The sequence below is a fragment of the Phenylobacterium sp. genome, from assembly GCF_041913825.1.
Classification (GTDB): domain Bacteria; phylum Pseudomonadota; class Alphaproteobacteria; order Caulobacterales; family Caulobacteraceae; genus Phenylobacterium.
This window is the reverse complement of sequence record NZ_JAYSEO010000008.1, coordinates 141,922-162,714: the sequence shown is the minus strand read 5'-3', so window position 1 is coordinate 162,714 and position 20,793 is coordinate 141,922. Positions and strand designations below refer to the sequence as shown.

At 72.1% G+C, this 20,793-nt stretch carries 21 protein-coding genes and 1 tRNA gene; 10 read left to right on the top strand and 12 right to left on the bottom strand.

Annotated elements, in window-relative coordinates; genetic code table 11:
• The first annotated feature begins 69 nt into the window (after nucleotides 1-69).
• From ACE3Q8_RS08660 to ACE3Q8_RS08650, 3 genes are read left to right on the top strand one after another with little or no spacing between them, the layout of a single operon-like run.
• The gene (locus ACE3Q8_RS08660; RefSeq protein ID WP_374469865.1) at nucleotides 70-2,184 is read left to right on the top strand and encodes a TonB-dependent siderophore receptor; all 2,115 of its coding nucleotides are present in this window, start codon (nucleotides 70-72) and stop codon (nucleotides 2,182-2,184) included.
• A complete protein-coding gene (locus tag ACE3Q8_RS08655) occupies nucleotides 2,181-2,777 on the top strand; it encodes a hypothetical protein (RefSeq protein WP_374469864.1) in 597 nt (198 codons plus the stop codon). Before ACE3Q8_RS08660 ends, ACE3Q8_RS08655 begins: the two co-directional genes overlap by 4 nt.
• A 3-nt stretch (nucleotides 2,778-2,780) precedes the next feature.
• A complete protein-coding gene (locus ACE3Q8_RS08650) occupies nucleotides 2,781-4,313 on the top strand; it encodes a PepSY-associated TM helix domain-containing protein (RefSeq protein WP_374469863.1) in 1,533 nt (510 codons plus the stop codon).
• Nucleotides 4,314-4,374: 61 nt separating this feature from the next.
• Here the strand turns inward: ACE3Q8_RS08650 and ACE3Q8_RS08645 are convergent.
• The 3 genes from ACE3Q8_RS08645 to ACE3Q8_RS08635 form a co-directional block, all read right to left on the bottom strand.
• Nucleotides 4,375-4,451: transfer RNA gene (locus tag ACE3Q8_RS08645), tRNA-Arg, on the bottom strand.
• Between the two features lie 256 nt (nucleotides 4,452-4,707).
• Nucleotides 4,708-5,964 (bottom strand): hypothetical protein, encoded by a 1,257-nt coding sequence (locus tag ACE3Q8_RS08640; protein WP_374469862.1) that lies wholly within the window; start codon nucleotides 5,962-5,964, stop codon nucleotides 4,708-4,710.
• 50 nt (nucleotides 5,965-6,014) lie between these two features.
• Nucleotides 6,015-7,037 carry a P1 family peptidase gene (locus ACE3Q8_RS08635; RefSeq protein ID WP_374469861.1) on the bottom strand — a complete coding sequence of 341 codons (1,023 nt, stop codon included), beginning with the start codon at nucleotides 7,035-7,037 and terminating at the stop codon, nucleotides 6,015-6,017.
• A gap of 85 nt (nucleotides 7,038-7,122) precedes the next feature.
• On the opposite strand from ACE3Q8_RS08635, the gene ACE3Q8_RS08630 reads away from it, so the two are divergent.
• Nucleotides 7,123-8,862 (top strand): gamma-glutamyltransferase family protein, encoded by a 1,740-nt coding sequence (locus ACE3Q8_RS08630; RefSeq protein ID WP_374469860.1) that lies wholly within the window; start codon nucleotides 7,123-7,125, stop codon nucleotides 8,860-8,862.
• Here ACE3Q8_RS08630 and ACE3Q8_RS08625 read toward each other — a convergent pair.
• The 4 genes from ACE3Q8_RS08625 to ACE3Q8_RS08610 form a co-directional block, all read right to left on the bottom strand.
• Entirely contained in the window at nucleotides 8,859-10,343 is a 1,485-nt protein-coding gene (locus ACE3Q8_RS08625) for a sensor histidine kinase (protein WP_374469859.1), read from the bottom strand. The two genes, ACE3Q8_RS08630 and ACE3Q8_RS08625, sit on opposite strands and share 4 nt — an antisense overlap.
• Nucleotides 10,344-10,418: 75 nt before the next feature.
• Nucleotides 10,419-11,462: a quinone-dependent dihydroorotate dehydrogenase gene (locus ACE3Q8_RS08620; protein ID WP_374469858.1), complete on the bottom strand. Its 1,044-nt coding sequence runs from the start codon at nucleotides 11,460-11,462 to the stop codon at nucleotides 10,419-10,421.
• Complete coding sequence (locus tag ACE3Q8_RS08615; RefSeq protein WP_374469857.1) at nucleotides 11,459-11,800, bottom strand: DUF952 domain-containing protein; 342 nt, start codon at nucleotides 11,798-11,800, stop codon at nucleotides 11,459-11,461. The genes ACE3Q8_RS08620 and ACE3Q8_RS08615 overlap by 4 nt, the downstream gene beginning before the upstream one ends.
• Nucleotides 11,797-12,294 (bottom strand): histidine phosphatase family protein, encoded by a 498-nt coding sequence (locus tag ACE3Q8_RS08610; RefSeq protein ID WP_374469856.1) that lies wholly within the window; start codon nucleotides 12,292-12,294, stop codon nucleotides 11,797-11,799. The genes ACE3Q8_RS08615 and ACE3Q8_RS08610 overlap by 4 nt, the downstream gene beginning before the upstream one ends.
• A 92-nt stretch (nucleotides 12,295-12,386) precedes the next feature.
• On the opposite strand from ACE3Q8_RS08610, the gene ACE3Q8_RS08605 reads away from it, so the two are divergent.
• Complete coding sequence (locus tag ACE3Q8_RS08605; protein WP_374469855.1) at nucleotides 12,387-13,544, top strand: homoserine O-acetyltransferase; 1,158 nt, start codon at nucleotides 12,387-12,389, stop codon at nucleotides 13,542-13,544.
• On the top strand, nucleotides 13,541-14,254 hold the full coding sequence (gene metW, locus ACE3Q8_RS08600) for a methionine biosynthesis protein MetW (RefSeq protein ID WP_374469854.1): 714 nt from the start codon (nucleotides 13,541-13,543) through the stop codon (nucleotides 14,252-14,254). The genes ACE3Q8_RS08605 and metW overlap by 4 nt, the downstream gene beginning before the upstream one ends.
• On the opposite strand, the gene ACE3Q8_RS08595 is transcribed toward metW, so the two are convergent.
• Nucleotides 14,251-14,595 (bottom strand): P-II family nitrogen regulator, encoded by a 345-nt coding sequence (locus tag ACE3Q8_RS08595; RefSeq protein ID WP_374469853.1) that lies wholly within the window; start codon nucleotides 14,593-14,595, stop codon nucleotides 14,251-14,253. The genes metW and ACE3Q8_RS08595 overlap by 4 nt on opposite strands.
• Nucleotides 14,596-14,739: 144 nt before the next feature.
• On the opposite strand from ACE3Q8_RS08595, the gene ACE3Q8_RS08590 reads away from it, so the two are divergent.
• Both ACE3Q8_RS08590 and ACE3Q8_RS08585 read left to right on the top strand, forming a co-directional pair.
• Entirely contained in the window at nucleotides 14,740-14,904 is a 165-nt protein-coding gene (locus ACE3Q8_RS08590; RefSeq protein WP_374469852.1) for a hypothetical protein, read from the top strand.
• Nucleotides 14,901-15,104 (top strand): hypothetical protein, encoded by a 204-nt coding sequence (locus tag ACE3Q8_RS08585; RefSeq protein WP_374469851.1) that lies wholly within the window; start codon nucleotides 14,901-14,903, stop codon nucleotides 15,102-15,104. Before ACE3Q8_RS08590 ends, ACE3Q8_RS08585 begins: the two co-directional genes overlap by 4 nt.
• Here the strand turns inward: ACE3Q8_RS08585 and ACE3Q8_RS08580 are convergent.
• Together ACE3Q8_RS08580 and ACE3Q8_RS08575 are read right to left on the bottom strand one after the other, a co-directional pair.
• The gene (locus ACE3Q8_RS08580; protein ID WP_374469850.1) at nucleotides 15,101-15,529 is read right to left on the bottom strand and encodes a response regulator; all 429 of its coding nucleotides are present in this window, start codon (nucleotides 15,527-15,529) and stop codon (nucleotides 15,101-15,103) included. The two genes, ACE3Q8_RS08585 and ACE3Q8_RS08580, sit on opposite strands and share 4 nt — an antisense overlap.
• A 280-nt stretch (nucleotides 15,530-15,809) precedes the next feature.
• Complete coding sequence (locus ACE3Q8_RS08575) at nucleotides 15,810-16,232, bottom strand: DUF3597 domain-containing protein (protein WP_374469849.1); 423 nt, start codon at nucleotides 16,230-16,232, stop codon at nucleotides 15,810-15,812.
• 94 nt (nucleotides 16,233-16,326) lie between these two features.
• Here ACE3Q8_RS08575 and ACE3Q8_RS08570 point away from each other — a divergent pair, with 94 nt between their 5' ends.
• Together ACE3Q8_RS08570 and ACE3Q8_RS08565 are read left to right on the top strand one after the other, a co-directional pair.
• The gene (locus ACE3Q8_RS08570) at nucleotides 16,327-18,003 is read left to right on the top strand and encodes a glycosyltransferase family 2 protein (protein WP_374469848.1); all 1,677 of its coding nucleotides are present in this window, start codon (nucleotides 16,327-16,329) and stop codon (nucleotides 18,001-18,003) included.
• A complete protein-coding gene (locus ACE3Q8_RS08565) occupies nucleotides 18,003-19,214 on the top strand; it encodes a glycosyltransferase (protein WP_374469847.1) in 1,212 nt (403 codons plus the stop codon). The genes ACE3Q8_RS08570 and ACE3Q8_RS08565 overlap by 1 nt, the downstream gene beginning before the upstream one ends.
• Here ACE3Q8_RS08565 and ACE3Q8_RS08560 read toward each other — a convergent pair.
• A complete protein-coding gene (locus ACE3Q8_RS08560) occupies nucleotides 19,211-19,960 on the bottom strand; it encodes an ABC transporter ATP-binding protein (RefSeq protein WP_374469846.1) in 750 nt (249 codons plus the stop codon). The two genes, ACE3Q8_RS08565 and ACE3Q8_RS08560, sit on opposite strands and share 4 nt — an antisense overlap.
• Nucleotides 19,957-20,790, bottom strand: coding sequence for an ABC transporter permease (locus tag ACE3Q8_RS08555; protein ID WP_374469845.1), 834 nt, complete (start codon nucleotides 20,788-20,790; stop codon nucleotides 19,957-19,959). The genes ACE3Q8_RS08560 and ACE3Q8_RS08555 overlap by 4 nt, the downstream gene beginning before the upstream one ends.
• Between the last annotated feature and the right edge of the window lie 3 nt (nucleotides 20,791-20,793).

Genomic DNA, 20,793 nt, shown 5'->3' with positions numbered 1-20,793 from the left:
ACTCCGCGGGACCGACAGGCTTGGCTGTCGCTAGTTGCGAATGATTCTGAGTATCGTTATCAGGGCGGCATGCTGCGTCACCGCCTCCACCTGATCCGCACCTCCGCCGTCGCCCTGGCCCTAGCCGCCGCCGCCCCCGCTTTCGCCGACATCGCCGACGAGGCGCCCACCGTCACCGAGGTGACCGTGACCGCCCATCGCGACGAGAAGGTCACCGTCTCGGCGACGAAGAGCAACGCGCCGCTCATCGAGACGCCGCAGAGCGTGTCGGTGCTGACCCGCGAGATGCTCGACCTACGCGGCGTCCAGACGCTGAACCAGGCGCTCCGCTACACCGCGGGCGTGACGTCGGAGACCCGGGGCGGGGTGGTCACCCGCTACGACCAGTTCGTCCTGCGCGGGTTCGATCAGATCAACAACTTCCTCGACGGCCTGCAGCAGCCCTATGGCGGCTGGTACGCCTTCGACCAGGTGGACGCCTCGACCGTCGAGCGCATCGACGTGCTGAAGGGCCCGGGCTCGGTGCTCTATGGCGCCACGCCGCCCGGCGGCTTCGTCAACTTCAGCTCCAAGACGCCGCCGCTCGCGCCGCAGGGCGAGCTCGAGGCGCGGCTCGGCACGAACAACCTGCGCGAGATCAACGCCGACCTGGGCGGACCGATCGCCGGCCCAGTTTCCGGCCGGCTGGTGGCGCTCTACCGGGAAGGCGACGGCCAGGCCGTGCTGACGCAATTCGAGCGCACGCTGATCGCGCCTTCGCTGCGCATCGATTTCGACCCGGACACCCAGCTCACCCTGCTCGGCCGCTGGCAGAGCGATCCGAAGTCGGCAAGCTACGGCGGCGTGCCGGCGGTCGGCTCGACCCTGCCCAACCCGCTCGGCAAGGTCCCCACCGACTTCTACGACGGCGATCCCAACTTCGAGCGGTTCGACCGCGAGAGCTGGTCGCTCGGCTACATCTTCGAGAAGCGGTTCGGCGAGACCTTCACCCTGCGCCAGAACGCCCGCTACAACCACGTCGTCGTCGACTACGGCCAGCTCTACGGGACCGCCCTGCTGCCGGACAACCGGACGCTGGCCCGCGCCACCGCCTTCTCGCAGGAGGACCTCGACGCCATCGCCGTGGACACCCAGGGCCACCTGCGGTTCGAGACCGGCTCGCTCAAGCACGAGGCGCTCTTTGGCTTCGACTACCAGAGGACCCGGCTCGACGGCCGGATCGGCTACGGCGCGGCGCCGTCCATCGACCTGTTCGCCCCGGTCTATGGCCAGGCCATCCCCGCGCCCACGCCCTTCTACGACTTCGACATCGAGGCGACTCAGAAGGGCTTCTACCTGCAGGACCAAGTGAAGCTGGGCGGGCTGGTGGCCATCGGGGGCGTCCGCCGCGACCAGTACGAAAAGGACCAGCTCGAGCGGCTGAGCGGCCAGCGCTCGGAGATCGACCAGGAGGCCACCACCGGGCGCGTCGGCGTGCTCTACCACTTCGCCTCGGGCTTCGCCCCCTACGCCTCGTGGTCGACCTCGTTCGAGCCGGTCTCGGGCACGGACGTGGCCGGCCAGCCGTTCGACCCCATGCGCGGGGAGCAGTTCGAGGTCGGCCTCAAGTACGAGGACGTCTCCCGCGGGATTTACGTGGCGGTGTCGGCCTTCGACCTGACGCGGGACAAGGCGCTGACCGCCGACCCGGCCAACCCTGGCTTCTCGATCCAGGGCGGCGAGCTCACCTCGCGCGGCGTCGAGCTGGAAGCCAATGCCCGCGTCCTGCCGGTGCTGGAGGCCCAGCTCGCGCTCACCGTGCTCGACCTCGAGTACACCAAGGACAACGATGGGCTGCTCGGAAAGACCCCGGTGGGCTCCGCCGACCGCACCGCATCGCTCTGGCTCACCTGGCGGCCGGCCCAGGCGGGGCTGGCGGGCCTCACCCTGTCGGGCGGCGTGCGCTACGTGGGCGAGACCTGGGGCGACGCAGCCAACACCTTCAAGGTCGACCCCTACACCCTGTTCGATCTGTCCATCCAGGCGGATCTCGACCGGTTCCACGCGGCGCTCGACGGGTGGCGCGCGGATCTCACCGTCTCCAACCTGTTCGACAACGACCATGTCTCCACCTGCTATTCGGTCGCCTGGTGCTGGTACGGCGCCGAGCGGCAGGTGCAGGTCGGCCTTAAGAGGGCCTGGTGAGCATGACGCCCCTCGCCCTGGGCGGCCTCGCCGCCGCCGTGGGCGCCCTGGGCGGTCTGCTGGTGCTGCGGACCGCCTGGCGGCGCGGGCCGGTGGCCGCGGGACCGGGGCGCTTCACCGTCGCCGCCGGGTGGGCGCTGATTGCGGCCGCCCACGCGGTCCTGGCGCTGGCCAGCCGACCATTGTGGGGCGTTTCGGTGGCCGCCCTCCTCGTCATCAGCCTGGCGCTCGCCCTGGTGCTCGCGCCGGTCTTCCGGACAGGCGCCTTGTCGCCGAGGCCGCCCCGGCTGGAGGCGCGCGAGGCCGCCGGTCTGCCGGCCGGCTTCGGCTCGCGTACGGCCGCCCGCGTGATCGGCGCGCTGGTCGCCGGCCCGGCGCTGGCGGTCGCCGCCGCCATCGCCTGGCGCCTGCTCGGCCCCGGCGGCGACGCGGACAAGCTGATGGGCGCGGCCACCGCCGCCCCGCTCGCCCTCGCCGCCGTGCTCGTCGCCGTCTCGGCGTCGCGCCGTCCCTGGCGCGTGAACGCCGTCGTGCTCGCCGCGACCGTGGCCTGCGCCGCCGCTGGCGCCGCGGCCCGCCTCTCCGGAGCCTGACCCATGCCCGCCGCCCGCGCCGTTTGGCCCAAGCTCAGCCCCGCCTTCGTCAAGGACCAGCTCGCCGGCCACAAGGTGCTCGGCCTGTGGCTCGCCGCGCTGATGTACCTGGTCTGCGTCAGCGGCACGGCGGCGGTCTTCTACCAGGACCTGGAGCGCTGGGAAAAACCGGCGCTGCCGGAGATGTCCGAAGCCTCGCCCGAGGCCGTCGCGCGCGTCGTGGCCGACGGGCGTGCGCGGATGCTGGCCGACCCCCCAAAGAACCCGCTGTTCGAGGATCTGTTCGTAGTCCTGCCGACGCCGCAGCTCCCGCGGCTCACCGCCTCGTATGGCGAGGTGGCGCAGGCCTACGACGCGGCGGGCGCGCCGGCCGGCGACGCGGGCCATCCGATCACCCACTTCCTGGTCGAGCTGCACTACCAGCTCCACATTCCGGGCGGGGTCGGCCTGCTGCTGGTCGGGCTGCTGGGCGTGGGCCTGCTGGCGCTGATCGTCGGCGGCCTCCTGGCCCACCCGCGGATCCTGAAGGACGCCTTCCTGCTGCGGCCGAGCGCCGGGCGGCGCCTGGCGCTCACCGATGTCCACAACCGGCTGGGCGTCTGGGCCGCGCCGTTCCACATCGCCATTGCGCTCACCGGCGCAGTGATCGGGCTGGCCCAGGTGGTCGGCTTCGCCCTCGCCTTGGCCGTCCACGGCGGCGACGTCACCAAGGCCTTCGAGCCGGTGTTCGGAACCGAGGCGGAGACCCGCGCCCTTATGGGCGGGGCCCGTCTGGCCGACGGCGCCGTGCTGCGCGCCCTCTCGGAGATGCAGGCGAAGGCGCCGGAGGCGCGGCCCATGTGGGTGGTCCTGCACAAGGCCGGGAAGCCGGACGAGCACCTGGAGATCACGGCCATCCCGCCGCAGAGCACCGCCTACGGCGAGATCTTCCGGTTCGACGCGCAGGGACGGCTGCACGCGCGCGCAGGGCTCGACGACGGCCCCGCGGGCAAGCAGGCCTATGCCAGCCTCTACCCGCTGCACTTCGGCTCCTTCGGAGGGATCTGGGTGAAGGTCGCCTACGCGGTGCTGGGGCTCGGCCTGTGTGTGATCTGCGCCACGGGCATGGACATCTGGCTCGTGAAGTCCGCGGAGAGGGGGCGGCCGCGTCCGCGCCTGCACCGGATCTGGACGGTGTTCGTGTGGGGGATGCCCGCGGCGCTGCCGCTGGCGGCGTCGGCCTACCTGCTGCTGGGCTGGAGCCCGGTGGCGGTCTTCTGGGCCCTGCTCGCCACGGCGGGCGTCGGCGCGGGGGCGCTTGCGGCCGTGTCCCAGGCGCCGCAGCCGGTCTGGTCGGCCGCGGCGAAGGCGGTGTTCGCGCTCTCGTTGCTGCTGCTGCCGCTGGCCCATCTGGCGGTGTTCCGGAGCGTCGCGCCGGCGGCGCTGGGCCCAAGTCTCGTCATGACCCTGATGGGCCTGGCCCTCGCGGGGAACGTCCTCTGGCCTGCCGTCCGTCGCAACCGCCTGGCCACTGCCTTCGAACGCGCCGGCGGCTGACCGCCAACGCGTCGGCGAACTTCGCGGCAGGGCGTCGTCTCACTGATCTTCTGGAAGAAGATGGCGCGCCCGGAACGATTCGAACGTCCGACCCTCAGATTCGTAGTCTGATGCTCTATCCAGCTGAGCTACGGGCGCGCACTGCCTTACGGCGAGGGCGCGGAACCTAGTCAGGCCCGGCGGAAAGCGCAACCCCCTCCGTCACGCTTTTCGTAAGTCGCGTCGCAGGGCACGATAGGCAGGGAAGAAGCCGGTCTCCACGCCCTCGGAGAGCGCTCCGTAGGCCGACGGATCCAGCACCGCGCCGGCGAGGTAGGGAGCGGCGCGTGGCCGTCCTACGCCGCGGATCCGAGACCCGGCCGCCCGAAGCGCAAGTCGGCGGCCGGCCGCAGCCTCAGGGGATCGGCACGGGCACGCCCAGCGCCCCGCCGAGGCCCTTCATGATCTGGCGGCGGCGGTCGGACTTGGAGGGCGGCGGGGGCGCGTCGGCCCGCCCAGGAGCCCTGTCGTCGTCCTGCGCGCCCATGCCGGGCATCGGCTGGCCGAGCAATCCGCCCGTGGCGGAGCGGTAGCGCACCTTCACGGCCCATTCCCGGTTCCAGGCAACCTTCGGATCGGATGGACGCGGCGGGTAGACGAAGTTGGCCTCCGGCCCGTAGGCGGCGAGCTGGACCATGGCCTGCGGCGCGGCGTCCAGCACCTCCTTCGGCACCGCGCAGCTCGTGGTCTGCGGGCCCATCAGCGCTTTCGACGCCACCAGCCGGGTGAGGTCGCCCGGGGCGATGTAGTCGGGCAGGGCGAAGGTCGCGGCCTGGGTCTCGGAAGAGGTCCACAACACCACGGTGTCCTGGCCGCCCCCCACGGCGCTGGCCAGATAGGCCTGGGCGTTCGGCACGGCGCTCCAGCCGAGCTGGCCATGGCCGGCCGCGGCCCTGGCGTTGGTGGTCAGGGTCAGCGGGCCCAGGAAGTCCTGCGACTGGCTGAGCGCGAAGCGGATCTGCGGGCTGTAGTTGCCGCGCACGGTGTGCTCGCCGACCAGCGAGCCGTCGCCGGGCACCTGGGTGCGGGTTTTCTCATTGGGCCATTCGCCGTAGGTGGCGCTGCGGCCCGGCGAGGGACCCTGCATGGCGGTGAGGTTCAGGCCGCGGCCCAGCGCCTCGAAGCCCGGCGGCATCTTCCCGGGCTGCATCTTGGCGAAGTCGATCACCACCGGCTGGCCGGGGCGGGCGCGCTCGCCGCAGCCCCAGAAGATCAGCATCCTGCCCTTTGGCCGCTCGAAGTCCTGCGGAAGCGACGGGGTGTCCTCCGTCGGCTGCCGGGGCTCCTGCCGTGGCGTCACGAGGGGCAGGCTCTGGCCGGCCCTCAGTCCGGCCGGCGGCAGGTGCTCGGCGGCAGGATCGCCGGTCGGACGGGTGGCCGAGCCGAGCTGCAGGCTGAGCGTCTTCGAGACCGCGCCGCCGCGCATCATCTGCATCATCTGCGCCGGCGAGGGACGGCCGCCGCCGCCCGGCATGCCGAAGCCCGTCTGCGTCTGGGCGCCCACCCAATAGGTGGCCACCGGCCCGGTCACCTTCTGCGCGGGCTGCGCGCCCGCGCTCCCGGCCAGAGTCCCTGCCGCGGCGACGAGCGCCAGCTTCACCCCCGAATTCATCTCACTGCGTCTCCCGAACTTCGTTACGGCTCCGCTTAGCAGCGTGCCCGTCAGCTCGGAAGCTCGCTCCAGCAAACGACATTCGACCCTGGCCAGGGACCCGCCGCATGGACGCCTCGGGCGACGGCGCGGGCGAGACAATCGGCCGCGAGGGAGCCGAGCCGGCCGAGGGTGAAGTTCGCCGGCTCCACGAGCGGCCGGGCGCCAGTCGAGAGCGCGAACACCACGTCGCCGTCGAACGGCGCGTGCACCGGGCGGATGGCGCGGGCGAATCCGTCCTGGGCCATCACCGCCAACCGCTTGGCCTGGGCGGGGGTCAAGGCGGCGTCGGTGGCCACGCAGGCGATGGTGGTGTTGCGCAGCGCCCCGGCGGCCTTGGCGAGCCCCCAGTCCTCGGGGTCGGCGCGGAGCCCCGCAGGCCCGAGGCCGCCGAACTCGTCGCCGATCTCGTAAGGCGTCGCCCAGAAGGTGCGTCCGCCGGGCGCCACCACCGAGCCGAAGCAGTTCACGGCGGCCAGCGCGCCCACCGTATAGCCGTCGCCGCTGACCACCGAGGCCGAGCCGACGCCGCCCTTCAGCCCGCCGGCCATCGCGCCGTAACCCGCGCCGGCGGTCCCGAGCAAAACGTCGTGCGCGGCGGCGGCCACCGCCTGTCGGCCGAGTTCGCGGTGCGGCGGCGCCTCGCCCCAGGCCTTGTCGCCGCCATTGGCCATGTCGAACAGGATGGCGGCGGGCACGACGGGCGAGGGCGGCACGTCCGTGGCGGCCGCGAGCGCATAGCCGCGGCCCCGGGCGCCCAGCCAGGCCACCACGCCGTCGGCGGCCGCCAGGCCGTAGACGGAGCCGCCGGAGAGGACGACGGCGTCCACGGCGTCGACCAGGTTCTCGGGCGCCAGCGCGTCGGTCTCCCGGGTGCCTGGGCCGCCGCCCCGCACGTCCACGGCGCAGACTGCGCGGTCGTCGGGCACGATCACCGTGACCCCGGTGCGGGCGCGCGCGTCGTGCGCCTGGCCGACCCTCAGGCCGGGAACGTCGGTGATCAGGTTGCGGGCGCCGGCGCGGGAAGGCTGCATGACGAAGGGCTCGCACGCCTTGGCGTTTGTTGTCCACGCGCTCGGGCCTTAATGCTGTCCGCGCCAAGACGGAGCCCGCCTGCCAGTGCCGATCCTCAAGCGTTTCACCGCCGTCGCCCTCGCGGGCGTGCTCGCCGCCTGCGGCACGACCGGAGCCCCGCCGGCGGCCCCGCCCGCCGCCAGCCTGCCGACCACCCAGGGAACCGCCGCCCACGCCATGGTGACGGCGGCCAATCCGATGGCCGTGGAGGCGGGGCTGAAGGTGCTGCGCGAGGGCGGCTCGGCGGTCGACGCGGCGGTGGCGGTTCAGGCGGTGCTCGGCCTGGTCGAGCCGCAGAGCTCCGGCCTCGGCGGGGGCGCCTTCCTCACCTACTACGACGCCCGGACGCGCTCGGTGACGGCCTATGACGGCCGCGAAACCGCGCCGGCCGCCGCCACCCCCGACCTGTTCCTCGGGCCTGACGGCAAGCCGCTGAACCGCACCGAGGCGATCCTGTCCGGCCGCTCCACCGGCGTGCCGGGGGCCGTCGCCATGCTGGCCTTGGCGCACGCCGACCATGGGAAGCTGGCGTGGAGCCGGCTGTTCGGCGAGGCCGAGCGGCTGGCCGATGATGGCTTCGTGGTCCCGCGGCGGATGGGCGAGGCGGCGAACGGCCGCTCCCCCCAGGCGCAGACGCCGGACGCCGCGCGCTACTTCACCAAGCCGGACGGGACACGCATCCGGCCGGGCGACACCTTCCGGAACCCCGCCTACGCCGAGACGGTGCGGAAGATCGCGGCCGAGGGGCCGCGCGCCATCCTCGAGGGCTCGATCGCCGAGGCCATCGTCGCGCGCCTGGGCCAGGAGCCGCTGCCCGGCGCGATGACGCTGGCCGACCTGAAGGCCTACCGGCCGCGCAAGGCGCCCGCCGTCTGCCGTCCGTTCCGGGCCTATGTGGTGTGCACGCCTGGCGCGCCCTCGGGAGGTCCGGCGGTGCTGCAGGGGCTGGGGCTGCTCGAGCGCACGGATATCGCCGAGCGCGGCCCGCAGGACCCGCAGGGCTGGTACCTGTTCAGCCAGGCGAGCCGGCTGATGTACGCCGACCGCGACCGCTACATCGGCGACCCCGCCTTCGTGGACGTCCCGGTGGAGGGCCTGCTCGAGCCGGCCTATCTCGACGCCCGGGCGCGCCTGATCGACCCCGCCAAGGCCGGTCCGCCGCCGCCCGCCGGCAGCCCGCGCGGCGCCGGCGTGCGCGCGCCCGACCGCACGAAGGAGGTGGCCGGCACGACTCACTTCGCCGTGGTGGACGCGGCCGGCAATGCGGTCTCCATGACGACGACTGTGGAGAGCATCTTCGGCTCCGGCCGGATGGTGGCCGGCTTCTTCCTGAACAACCAGCTCACCGACTTCTCCTTCCAGCCGGCCAACACGGACGGGACGCCCGCTGCCAATGCGGTGGCCGGCGGCAAGCGGCCGAGGTCGTCCATGGCGCCGGCCGTGGTGCTGGATCGCCAGGGCCGGTTCGTCGCCGCGGTGGGTTCGCCGGGCGGGCCGGCGATCCTCGCCTACAACCTGAAGACCCTGGCCGGGATGCTGGACTGGGAGCTGCCGGTGCAGGAGGCCATCAACCTGCCCAACCTGATCGCCTCGGGCTCGTTCTATGCGGCCGAGGTGGACAAGTTCCCGCAGCCGCTCGTGGAGGGCCTCGCCGCGCGCGGGGTCCAACTCCGGCCGGGCGCCGGGGCGGAGGGCTCGGGCCTGCACGGGATCGAGCGGCTGCCGGACGGCAGGCTGCGCGGCGGCGCCGACCCGCGCCGGGAAGGCGTCGCGCTGGGCTACTAGGCCTGGGTGCGCGCCGCCCGGCTGCGGGCGGGCGCCTTGGGCGGGGCGCCGGGCAGGCGGAGCTCGAAGGTGGAGCCCGCCTCGCCGGTCTCCGCCAGCGAGAGGTCCCCGCCATGGCCCTGGGCGAGCTCGCGGGCGATGGCGAGGCCCAGGCCCGCGCCCTCGGGCCGGGTGGATCCCGCGAACGGCAGGAACAGCCGGTCGCGCGCCTTGGCCGGGATGCCGGGGCCGTTGTCCGAGATCCGCACCAGGCTCACGGCGTCGTGCTGCTCCAGGACCACGCGGATCTGGCCGGGCTCGCCGCGGCCGGCCTGGTGCTCGATGGCCTCGCGCGCATTGCGCAGCAGGTTCACCAGGATGCGGTGAAGCTGGTCGGGGTCGGCGATCACCTGGTCGGCCCGGCCCACCTCGCAGACCAGGCGCACCCCTTCGTCCGACAGCCGGGCTTCCTCGGCGGCCGCCTCGACGGCGGGGGCCAGGCGCATGGGGCGCGCCTCGGGCGCGGCTTCCTGGGTCTTGCCGTAGGTCAGCACGTCGGTGGCGAGCTTCACAGCGCGGTCGAGGGCGCGCTCCAGGCGGGGCAGGGCCTGACTGACCTTGGGATCCTTCAGCGCCGCCAGCCGCTCGGAGGCGATCTGGGCGCTGGTGAGCATGTTGCGCAGGTCGTGGTTGATCTTCGCGACTGCCTCACCCAGCGCGGCGAGGCGCGCCCGCGAGTTCAGCGCCGCGCGCAGGTCCGCCTGCATCCGGTCGAGCTCGGCCTCGGCGCGACCGATCTCGTCGCGGCGGCCGGAGAGCGGCACACGGGCCTCCGGGTCCTCGGGATCGGCCCGGAACCGTTCCATGGCGTAGGTGATGCGCTGCATGGGCCGGACCAGGAACAGGTTCAGCGACAGATAGACCAGCACCCCGGCCAGGGTGGAGACGAAGGCGACGATGATGATCAGCCGCCAGAGGTACCCCCAGAGCTCCTGCTTGAGCTCGGCGTCCGGGGCCACCACCTCCACGAAGTCGGCCTGGATGAACCGGGGCTCGGCGCGCACCCGCACATAGCGGCCTTCCCCGCCGAACAGGGTGTTGAACGGGCCCACCAGCCAAGGGCCTGGACCCTGCTGGCGCAGGTCGATGAGGTAAGGACGCTGTGGCCGACGCTCGCCCTGCAGCACGAGGCGCAGGCCCACGTCTTCGGTGGAGATCGCCACCCATTCCACGCCCGCACCCTGCAGGAGCTGCTCGCGCTGGCGCAGCGTCATGCGCTCGGGCGCGATGTCGGAGATCCTCGAGATCGTCTCGGCCGCCCGCACCCGGTCCAACAGCCAGCTCTCCTGGTACGCGGCGAGGGCCGGCGGCAGGGCCATCATGCCGCCCGCGGCCACGAACAGGATGGTGAGCGTGAGCAGGCGGGCCGAAAGGCCGCCCGGCCAGAAGATGCGGCGCCTGACCGGCCTGGGAAGTTCCTGCGGCGAGGGCGCGTCCGCCATGGACACTCCCGTTAAATCACTGAACAGGGTTGGGCAACGCGTCCCGGGTCCCGGCGGAGTCTCATGCCGGATTGTCTATTTTGCGCCCACGGCGTCGCCGACCGCACGGAAGCCCTCGGCGCGTAGGATCGCGGCGAGCTCGCGCTTGATGCGTCCGACGAGGCCCGGCCCCTCGAAGACGAGGGCCGAATAGAGCTGCACGGCCGAGGCGCCCGCCCGCAGCTTGGCGTAGGCCGCGGCGCCCGAATCGATCCCGCCGGCCCCGATCAGCACGAGCCGGCCGGCGGCGATCGCTGCGAAACGGGCGAGCATTTTCGTGGACAGCGCGGCCAGGGGAGCGCCGGACAGCCCGCCCGTCTCCTGGTGGTGCGCGGAGGCGAGGGCCGGCCGCTCGACGGTGGTGTTGGAGACCACGATCCCGGACAGACCGTGCGCCAGGACGGTCTCCACGATGGCCTCGGCCTCGCCGTCGGCGAGGTCCGGCGCCACCTTCAGGAACATCGGCGCCCGGCCGTCGGCCGGCAGCGCGTCGCGCGCCTCGGCCAGCCGGCCGAGCAGCTCGTCCAGCGCGGCCTTCGTCTGTAGCGCGCGCAGGCCGGGCGTGTTGGGCGAGGAGATGTTGATGGTGAAATAGCTCGCCAGCCCCCAGAGCCTGCGCAGGCAGGCCACGTAGTCGGCGACGCGGTCCTCGGAGTCCTTGTTGGCGCCGATGTTGGCGCCGATCACGCCGGGGCCGCGGCGGGCGAGGCGGGCGGCGAAGGGCTCGAGGCCTTCGTTGTTGAAGCCCATGCGGTTGATCACCGCCCGGTCTTCGGTGAGGCGGAAGAGCCGGGGGCGCGGGTTGCCGGCCTGCGGCTGCGGCGTGACGGTACCGCACTCCACGAAGCCGAAGCCGGCGCGCAGCATGGGCCCGAACACTTCGGCGTTCTTGTCGAAGCCGGGGGCGAGGCCGACCGGGTTCGGCAGCCGCAGGCCCGCAACCTCCGTGGTCAGGATCGGATCGTCGCGGCCGGCGACGGGCCCGAGGCCGGCCTTCAGCGCGCGGATGGCGAGGCCGTGCGCGTCCTCGGGATCGAGGCCGTGCAGGGCGCGGGTGGCGAGGCCGTGCAACAGGCTCATGCGAGGTGCGGCAGGGCCGGGACGTCGTCGGGGCCGAGCGGCGCCTCAAGGACCGCGCGGACCAACCCGGCGTCGAGCGCGGCGTAGAGGTGCGGGAAGAGGTCGCCGCCGCGCGACGGCTCCCAGCGCAGGGCGGAGCCCAGGTCGTCGGCCTCGACCGCGAGCACCACGAGGTCCGCTTGGCCGGCGAAGTGGCGGCGCGCGGTTTCGGGCGCCTGGGCCGCAGTGGAGAAGTGGATGTAGCCGTCCTGCAGGTCGATCGCCGAGCCCTCGAAGCGGCCGCCGCGCTCGGCGGCCGCCCACTCGGCGCGCGGCAGGATCTTGTAGATGCGGCTCACCCGCCGCGCTCCGGATAGAACAGGCCGTCGAACGAAGGCCGGCCGTTGGCGTCGATCAGGAACACCGCCGCCGCTGCGGGCGGGAAGTTGCGGGCGGCGCGGGCGACGAGCGCCGGCGGCGCCTTGCCCTCGGTGAGCAGGTCCACGGCAAGCTCCTGCAGGCCCGGATTGTGACCGACCACCAGCACGGTGCGGCATTCGCGGCCGGCTTTCTCCGCGGCCTGCCGGACGAAGCCGGCGTCCGCCAGGTAGAGCTCGTTCTCGAAGCGGACCTCGGCGCCGGCGAACGCCGGCTCGGCGGCCGCCCAGGTCTCGCGGGTCCGGGCGGCGGAGGAGACGAGCGCCAGGTCGGGCTTCATCCCCAGATCGGCCAGGGTCTCGCCCATGGCGGCCGATTCGCTGACGCCACGCGGCGCCAGCCGGCGATCGAAATCGTCGCCGCTCGCGGAGTCCGGCTCGGCCTTGCCGTGCCGGAAGAGGATCAGACGGTCCATGGAGATTCGAAACCCTTGGCGGTCCTCATAGCGGGCCGCGCCGCCCCTGCGAAGCCATTGACACTGAAAGGGCTTGGCCGTCTTGAAGGCCCATGGACGACACGTCCCCCCTTGCTCCGGCCATCGAGACGGACGGCGGAACCTGGAAGTTCCCCGCCAACCGGCCGCTGCGCCTGGATTCGGGCGCGACGCTGGCTCCGCTGGAGATCGGCTACAACACCTACGGCCGGCTGAACGAGACCAGGACCAACGCGGTGCTCGTCTGCCACGCCCTCACCGGCGACCAGCACGCGGCGTCGCCGCACCCGATCACCGGCAAGCCCGGCTGGTGGGACCGTGTCATCGGGCCGGGCCTGCCGCTCGACACCGACCGCTACTTCGTTATCGCCACCAATGTGGTCGGCGGCTGCATGGGCTCCACGGGCCCGGGCTCCGTCAATCCGGAGACGGGCGCGCCCTACGGCCTGACCTTCCCGATGATCACCATCGCCGACATGGTGCGGGCGCAGGCGATGCTGATCGAGGCCATGGGCATCGAGACCCTGTTCGCGGTGGTGGGCGGCTCAATGGGCGGCATGCAGGTGCTGCAGTGGGCCGCCGATTATCCCGAGAAGCTGTTCAGCGCGGTCTGTATCGCCTCGGCGGCGCGCCACTCGGCCCAGAATATCGCTTTCCACGAGGTGGGGCGCCAAGCGATCATGGCCGACCCGGACTGGCGCGGCGGCGACTACGAGAAGGCCGGGGTCAGCCCGTCAAAGGGGCTGGCGGTGGCCCGCATGGCCGCGCACATCACCTACCTCTCGGAGGCGGCGCTGCAGCGCAAGTTCGGGCGCGAGCTGCGCAAGGACGGCCTCTCCTGGGGTTTCGACGCCGACTTCCAGGTGGAGAGCTACCTGCGGCACCAGGGGGCGAGCTTCGTCGACCGGTTCGACGCCAACTCCTACCTCTACATCACTCGCGCGCTCGACTACTTCGACCTCGCCGCGAACCACGGCGGCGTGCTGGCCCAGGCGTTCCAGAAGGCCCGCGGCGTGCGCTTCATGGTGCTGTCGTTCTCGTCCGACTGGCTCTACTCCACAGCAGAGAGCCGCGACATCGTGCGCGCGCTGAACGCCGCGGGCTGCCGCGCCAGCTTCGTGGAGATCGAGACAGACAAGGGGCACGACGCCTTCTTCCTCGACGAGCCGCAGCTCGACGCGACCCTGCGCGGGTTCATCAGCTCGACGGCCCAGGCGCGAGGGCTCTCGTGACCTCCATTCGCGAGGACTTCCGCGAGATCCTGCGGCTCGTGCGTCCGGGCGCGCGGGTGCTCGACGTCGGCTGCGGCGAGGGCGAGCTTCTGGAGCTTCTCACCCGCGAGAAGCGGGTGGACGGTCAGGGCCTGGAGATCAGTCCCGAGGGGGTGGCCGCCTGCCTGGCCCGCGGCCTCGCCGTGGTGCAGGGCGACGGCGACCGGGACCTCGATCACTTCCCCAGCCGCTCGTTCGACTACGCCATCCTGTCCAAGACCCTGCAGCAGATGCGCGAGCCGCGGCACGTGCTCTCCGAGCTGTTGCGGATCGCCGACCAGGCCATCGTCTCGGTGCCGAACTTCGGCCATTGGCGGATGCGGCTGTCGCTGATGACGCGCGGGCGGATGCCGGAGACCCGGGCCCTGCCGGACCCGTGGTGGTCGACGCCGAACATCCACCTCTGCACCCTGCGCGACTTCACCGACCTCTGCCGCGACCTGGACCTGCGGATCGATTCCTGCGCGTCGCTGGCCAACGGCAAGCCGGCGCGGGCGATTGATCCCGAGAAGCCGATCGAGAACTGGCGCTCGGAGTCGGCGCTGTTCCTGCTGAGCCGCCGGGCCGAGAGCCGGCCCGAGGCGGTGCCAACCGACCTGTTCGGCGAAGTGGCCATGCCGCGAGCCGAGCCCGAGCCGAAGCCGCGCGCGCGGCGGAAGGCGAAGGCCTAGCCGGCGATGGCGGCCGCGTCGCGGTCGCCGGTGCGGATGCGCAGGGCCTGCTCGAGGTCGAGCACGAAGATCTTGCCGTCTCCGATCTTGCCGGTGTTCGCGGAGCGCTGGATCGCCTCGATGACCGCGTCGACGATGTCGGACGGGGCGGCGATCTCCAGCTTCACCTTGGGCAGCAGCTTCACCTCGTACTCCGCGCCCCGGTAGACCTCGGTCTTGCCGCGCTGGCGGCCGTAGCCGCGCACCTCGGTGACCGTGAGGCCGGATGCGCCGGCCTCTGTGACGGCTTCGAGCACCGCGTCGAGGCGGCTCGGCTTGATGACCGCCATGATCATCTTCATGCGCTGGCTCTCCGGTCTTCCCGCAGTTGCGAAGCTAAGGCTTTCGCGGCGCGGCTCCAAGAGGGAGCCGCTGGAACCGCCGCGCATGGCCCCGGGTTGTCAGCCGTCCCCGCAGCCATGGTGGCGCGGGCCGGAGGTGCGGACGTGTCGCCCAGACTGCGCGCGGTGAAGGTGAAGCAGACCGCCAACGGCACCCGGGTGGAGGTCTACACGCTGCCGAGCGGCGCGCGGCTGTACGTCCCGCTGGTGCCGTCGTGGAACTTCCAGGCGGCCCGCTCCGCCCTGGCGCAGGCCGAGGCGCGCCGTTGAACCCGAACGAGCTGGTGGTGGCGCCCGCGGGCGACCGCTGGGGCGTGAGCGCCGGCTGCGAGCTGCTCGCCCTGGCCGGGACCGAGCGCGACGCGCAGCGGCTGGCGGCGGAAGCGGCGAAGATCCTGCGGGCCAGCGGCAGCGACGCGCGCGTGGTGGTGCGTGACGAGCCGCGGAGCTTCGCGCCGCGAGAGGACTAGCTCGCGTCGGCCACGGCGCAATCGCCGCCGAACAGCTCGAGGCCTCGGGGCAGGCGGGCGGGGCGGCGGCCTTCCGCGACGGCGGCCGCCACGGGCACGGTCTCCACGAGGGCGCGGAAGCTGAACGGCTTCGTCAGCACGCCCAGCGCCGCATCGGCCGCCTGCCGGGCCTGGACCACCTGGCCGGTGACGAACACGCAGGGGACGCCCTGGCGCGCCTTCAGCTCGCGGGCCAGGGCCACGCCCTCGTCATGCCCCGCGAGGTTGATGTCGATGAGCGCCAGGTCCGGGCGTGAGGCCGCCACCAGCGCTTCGGCTTCGGCGACGCAGCCGGCCGGCCCCAGGACGTCGTATCCGGCGTCCAGCAGCTCCCACTCGATGGAGGCCGCGATCATTGGTTCGTCTTCGACGACGAGAACAAGCACCCGCCGGCCTCCGCATCACGAACCGTCCCCGGCCCATTGATGGCGCAGGACCCAGGGGCGATCCACAGGCGCGACCAAATCCCGCCTGCGGCAGAATAGCGCAGGTCGCTAGTCGGCGCAAAGGCTACGGCCAAGCTTGGAGGTTTGCGCCCGGCCGGGCCGCAGAAGATCGGGCGTCCGGCGGCTCGCGGGATCAGTAACCGCCGTCGCCCGACCTTGCGGCGCAGGTGTTCTTACTGTGGCGCTTGAGGGGCGCCTCAGGTTTGGATCTTGCGGGCGACTAGCGCAGCGAGTCCGGAACCAAACCGCCATTCTCGGCGAGCTTGTTCATGACCGCCTTGTGCAGCCAGATGTTCATGGCCGCTGAATCTTCCTTGTCCCCAGAGTAACCCAGTTCCTCCGCGAGCGCGCGGCGGTTCTGCAGGCTGGAGTCGATCGACAGCAGCTTCATCAGGTCGACGATGGAGTGACGCCAGTCGAGCTTCTGGGAATTGTCCTGCGCCATCACGTTCAGCACGGCCTCCACGTCGACCGCGGCCATGGGGGTCGGCGCGGTCGGGGCGGGTGCGGCCTGGACCTGCGGTTGCGGGGCGGGCGCAGCCGGGCGCTGGGCGGGCGACGGGGCCTGCTGCTGCGGCGCCTGCGGCGCGTGGGCCTCGCCGCGCTTGAAGATCTTGGACATGATCGAGCCGAAGACGCTCATTTGACGCTCCTTGGGTGATAGGTCGCCAACAACGCACGCGCGGCCGATTGGCGCCGCGCCTTTGCGCCCGCACGGAGGTCTGCTAAGCGGCCCCATGCCCGCCGCCACTCCGCAGAAGCGACCGAAGGAAGGTCGCCGCTCTCCCCGCGCGCCGGCCGCGCTCAGCGAGGCCGAGGTCCTGCGGCGCAAGCTCGAGGGCGCGGAGCGGCAGATCGCGGCCCTGCGCACCGAGATCGCCATCCTGCAGGAAGTCCGCCGTGAGCAGGCCCTGCGGATCGAGGAGATCATGCGCTCCACCTCGTGGCGGCTGACCCGGCCGCTGCGGGCGATCATGCTGCTGCTGCGTGGGCAGATCACCGTGCGCGACGTGCTGGAGCGGCTGGGCCTCAAGGCCCGCTCGCCGCGTCCGCAGCCGGCGGTCTGGGCTCCCGAGCCCGCGCCGCCGCCGGCGGTGGCCCCGCTCTCCGCGGCGCCGCCTCCGAAGCTGAAGCCGCTCGCCTTCCCGCTGGCCGGGAACCTGGCCTGGCTGCCCGAGCTCACGGGCGAGGCGCTGGACCCGATCGACGTGACCGTCTCGGTCATCATCCCCACCTGGAACGCGGGCGCCGAGTTCTACTGGCTGCTGCGCAAGCTGCGCGCTCAGCGTGGCCTGGCCGGGGTCGAGATCGTGGTGGTCGATTCCGGCTCCACCGACGGCACGCCGGAGATGGCCGAGGCGCACGGCTGCACGGTGGTTCGGATCCCGAACAGCGAGTTCTCGCACAGCTATGCGCGCAACCTGGGCGCGGACAACGCCACCGGCGACCTCTACCTGTTCACGGTGCAGGACGCCTATCCGGTCAGCGACAACTGGCTGTACGCGCTGGCGCGCGCCCTGCTGCAGCCGGCGAAGGAGGAGGAGCGCGTCTCGGCGCTCTCGTGCACCGAGTTCCCCCGCCGCGACAGCGAGCTGCTCTACAACGCGGGCGTCGACACCCACTACGCCTTCCTGGGCTGCCGCGACTCCGACCGCGTCGGAGAAATGATCGAGCGGGACCACATGTCGCTCCGCTCGCAGGGCCAACTCAGCGACGTGGCCTGCCTGATCCCGGCCGAGACCTTCCAGTCGTACCGCTACGAGGGCCGCTACGCCGAGGACCTGATCCTGGGCGTCCGGATGATCCGCGAGGGCCATCGGCTGGCCATGGTCTCGTCGGCCAAGATCATCCACTCGCACAACCGCCCGGCTCGCTACCACCTGAAGCGCACCTTCGTGGATGTGCTGTTCCTGACCGACGTCTTCCCGGACTTCGGCCGTCCGATCGTCGAGTCGGTGCGGGGCATCGTCGCCGCGGCCGGCGCGCTGTACGCCCTCTTCGAGACCTGGACGCCGGCCCCCGGCGCCCCGGCCGGCGAGACGCTCGCCGAGTTCGCGCGCCGCGCGCGGCGGCTGTCGGTGGACACGGCCGCGCCGAGTTACGTCGACTTCGGCTTCGAGCCGCTCGGTCCCTGGCTCCGCGCGGCGGTGGCGGCGGATACGGCGACGGCCCGCTGGGACGCCGAGCTGATGCGGAACATGTTCGCCGACCGGATCGAGGGCGTCGCGGTCTTCGCCGGCCGTGTCTACGGCCCGGTGGACGACGCGCTGGCGGCCGAGCTGCGGGCGGCGGTGGAGAAGACCCTGGCCTCCACCCTTGGCGCGCTCCTGGCCTACCTCTATGCCGGCCAGCCCGAGTCCCGCCGCACCGACGAGATGCGGGCCCTCTACGACTTCATGCTCGCGGGCGTCTGATGCGCATCCTCTACATCGTCCACCAGTTCATGCCGGAGTTCGCCGGCGGCACCGAACAGGTGACCCTGAACCTCGCCAAGGCCGCGCAGCGCGACGGCCACTACGCCGAGATCCTGAGCATCGCGGTGGGCCCGCCGCCAGCGAAGGCCGATTACACGGTGGATGGCGTGCCGGTGCACGTGATCGGCCAGGCCGTAGGCGACGCGCTGGTCCAGCTCGGCTACCGTCGTGACGCGCAGCTCGCCCGCCGGGTGGAGGGCTACCTCGACAGCCGGCCGGCGTTCGACGTGGCGCACGTGATGCACGCCTTCCGGCTGGTGGAGGCGGTCGAGGTCGTCGCGCAGCGGCGCATCCCCTACGCGGTGACGCTCACGGACTTCTTCACCCTCTGCCACCGCATCAACCTGGTGCGGGTGGACGGTGAGCTCTGCCCTGGGCCGGAACGCGGCGCGGCCTGCGCCGCCTACTGCGCGATCCCCGAGTCCGACGCCGATGCGTATGCGCTGCGCTATGAGCGCCTCACCGGCCTTCTGAAGCAGGCCTCCGCCGTCGTGGCGGTCTCGGACTACGTGGCCGAGCGCGCGCGCGAGCAGGTGCGGGGCCTCAAGGTGCTGGTGATCGGCAACGGCGTCGACCTGCTGCGGTTCGGGCCGCCGAAGCCGCGGACCGGCGACCGGCCGCTGACGTTCGGCTACCTGGGCACAGTCTCAGAGGCCAAGGGCGCCCGCGTGCTGTCCGAAGCCTTCGCCCGCGCCGCGCCGGCCGGCGCCGTCCTGCGGATGGTGGGGCCCTGCTACGAGCCGGAGCTCGCCGAGCAGATCGCCATGGCCGGCGGTCAGGTGACGCTGGAGGGGGCTGTCGCGCCGGAGCGCGTGCCCGAGACCCTCGCCGGCTTTGACGTCCTGTGCGTGCCGAGCCAGGTGCCGGAGTCGTTCTCGCTCGCCCTGCACGAGGGCTTCGCCGCGGGCCTGCCGGCGCTGGTCTCGGACATCGGCAACGTGGCCGCCGGGGTGGCGCGCCATGGCTGCGGGCAGGTGGTGCCGGCCTCGAGCGTCGGGGCCTGGGCCGAGGCCATCGCCGAGGTGGCCGCGCGGCCTGAACTGCTGGACGCGTGGCGTCAGGCCCTGCCGCTGCCGCTGCGCAGTGAGGAAGAGGCCTTCTTCTACAGCCAGATCTACCGGGGCCTGGCGCGCTTGCGCGCGGCCGCCTAGGCGGCCAGCAGCTCGTCCAGCTTCTTGATGTCGGTGACCGGCGAGGCGACGCCCGCCTCCATCCGCATGACCTTGTTGCAGTAGAGGCGCAGCAGGTCGAGGTCGTGGCTGGCGAGCACCAGGATGCCGGCCCGCTCCACAAGCTTCAGCAGGCGCTTGTGGGCCAGCTTCTGGAAGTCGGCGTCGCCGACCGCGATCCACTCGTCCATGAGCAGCACGTCGGCCTCGACCGAAGTGGCCGCCGCGAAGGCCAGGCGGGCCTGCATGCCGGCCGAGTAGGTCTTCACCGGCATCGCCAGGAAGGGCCCGAGGCCGGTGAAGTCGGCGATCTCGCCCATCTTCTCCTCGATTTCCTTCGAGGACAGGCCGGCGATGCGGCCGCGCAGGCGGATGTTGTCGTAGCCGGTGGCGGAGGGGTCGATGCCGAGGCTGAGGTCGAGCAGGGCGGCGATCCGGCCCTGCACCTCGATCTGGCCCTCGTCGGGCTCATAGGCGCCGGAGAGCGCCCGCAGCAGGGTGGTCTTGCCCGAGCCGTTGTGGCCGATCAGACCCAGCCGATCCCCGGCCTTCAGCTCCAGGTTCAGGTGCTGGATGGCGGTCACTTCGGTGGAGCCGTGGTGCTGCCCGAGGCGCCCGCCGACGGTGATGCCGGCGAGGTGCTTCTTCAGCGACTTGGCGTCCACCCCGTAGACCGGGAAGCGGATGGTCAGGTCGCGGCAGGAGATGGTGACGGGGGGCGCCTTCATAGGTAGTGCACGATCCGGCGGCGGGTCACCGCGAAGACGCTGAAGGTCAGAGCCCAGCCGGCCAGCGCCATCACCGCCAGCACGGTGTAGCTGAGCGGAGCGACGGGGGCGCCGAGCAGCGGGGCCCGGACGGCCTCCAGCATGTGGTAGAAGGGGTTGAGCGTCAGGAAGACGTGCTTGTCGCCGAACTTGTTGGCCTGCCAGAACACCGGCGTCATGAAGAAGGCGAACTGCATCACCGACGCGACGATCTGAGGGATGTCGCGGAAGCGGGCCGAGGCGATCGCCGCCAGCATCCCCATCCACGACACGTTCAGCGCCAGGAAGGCCAGGCCGAGGATGGCGAGCGCCGGATTGGCGTCGCGCCAGGCGCCGAACCAGACCAGCACCGCCACCACGATCACCAGGTGGTGGGCCAGGTTGATCACGTTGCGCAGCACCGTGCGCCACAGGAAGGTGAACATCGGCAGGCTTGTCTGCGACAGCATGCCGGCTGCGTGGACGAAGGTCTCGCAGCCCTCGTTCACCACGCTGTTGATGACGCCGAAGAAGACGATGCCGAGCGCCACATAGGGCATCAGCTCGTCGAGCGGGATGTTCAGCAGGCGCGAGTAGAGGAAGCCGATCCCAAGGACCATCAGGCCCATGGAGAGGGTGATCCAGAACGGGCCGAGGATCGAGCCGCGGTAGCGGGACACGATGTCGTGCCAAGCCAGGGACCAGGCGAGGCCTAGCCGCTCGCCCGACAGCCGAAGGTCCCGGAGCGCCATCTGGAACTCGAACAGCGTCCCGCGCCGTCCGGTCCGCAGCATGTGGGTGGCGGTTTCCATCAA

Bases quoted from the DNA above. Each gene is read 5' to 3' on its own strand.
- ACE3Q8_RS08660 (WP_374469865.1), top strand. From the start codon at position 70: ATGCTGCGTCACCGCCTCCACCTGATCCGCACCTCCGCCGTCGCCCTG.
- ACE3Q8_RS08650 (WP_374469863.1), top strand. From the start codon at position 2,781: ATGCCCGCCGCCCGCGCCGTTTGGCCCAAGCTCAGCCCCGCCTTCGTC.
- ACE3Q8_RS08640 (WP_374469862.1), bottom strand. From the start codon at position 5,964: ATGAATTCGGGGGTGAAGCTGGCGCTCGTCGCCGCGGCAGGGACTCTG.
- ACE3Q8_RS08635 (WP_374469861.1), bottom strand. From the start codon at position 7,037: ATGCAGCCTTCCCGCGCCGGCGCCCGCAACCTGATCACCGACGTTCCC.
- ACE3Q8_RS08625 (WP_374469859.1), bottom strand. From the start codon at position 10,343: ATGGCGGACGCGCCCTCGCCGCAGGAACTTCCCAGGCCGGTCAGGCGC.
- ACE3Q8_RS08620 (WP_374469858.1), bottom strand. From the start codon at position 11,462: ATGAGCCTGTTGCACGGCCTCGCCACCCGCGCCCTGCACGGCCTCGAT.
- ACE3Q8_RS08610 (WP_374469856.1), bottom strand. From the start codon at position 12,294: ATGGACCGTCTGATCCTCTTCCGGCACGGCAAGGCCGAGCCGGACTCC.
- ACE3Q8_RS08605 (WP_374469855.1), top strand. From the start codon at position 12,387: ATGGACGACACGTCCCCCCTTGCTCCGGCCATCGAGACGGACGGCGGA.
- ACE3Q8_RS08595 (WP_374469853.1), bottom strand. From the start codon at position 14,595: ATGAAGATGATCATGGCGGTCATCAAGCCGAGCCGCCTCGACGCGGTG.
- ACE3Q8_RS08575 (WP_374469849.1), bottom strand. From the start codon at position 16,232: ATGAGCGTCTTCGGCTCGATCATGTCCAAGATCTTCAAGCGCGGCGAG.
- ACE3Q8_RS08570 (WP_374469848.1), top strand. From the start codon at position 16,327: ATGCCCGCCGCCACTCCGCAGAAGCGACCGAAGGAAGGTCGCCGCTCT.
- ACE3Q8_RS08565 (WP_374469847.1), top strand. From the start codon at position 18,003: ATGCGCATCCTCTACATCGTCCACCAGTTCATGCCGGAGTTCGCCGGC.
- ACE3Q8_RS08560 (WP_374469846.1), bottom strand. From the start codon at position 19,960: ATGAAGGCGCCCCCCGTCACCATCTCCTGCCGCGACCTGACCATCCGC.
- ACE3Q8_RS08555 (WP_374469845.1), bottom strand. From the start codon at position 20,790: ATGGAAACCGCCACCCACATGCTGCGGACCGGACGGCGCGGGACGCTG.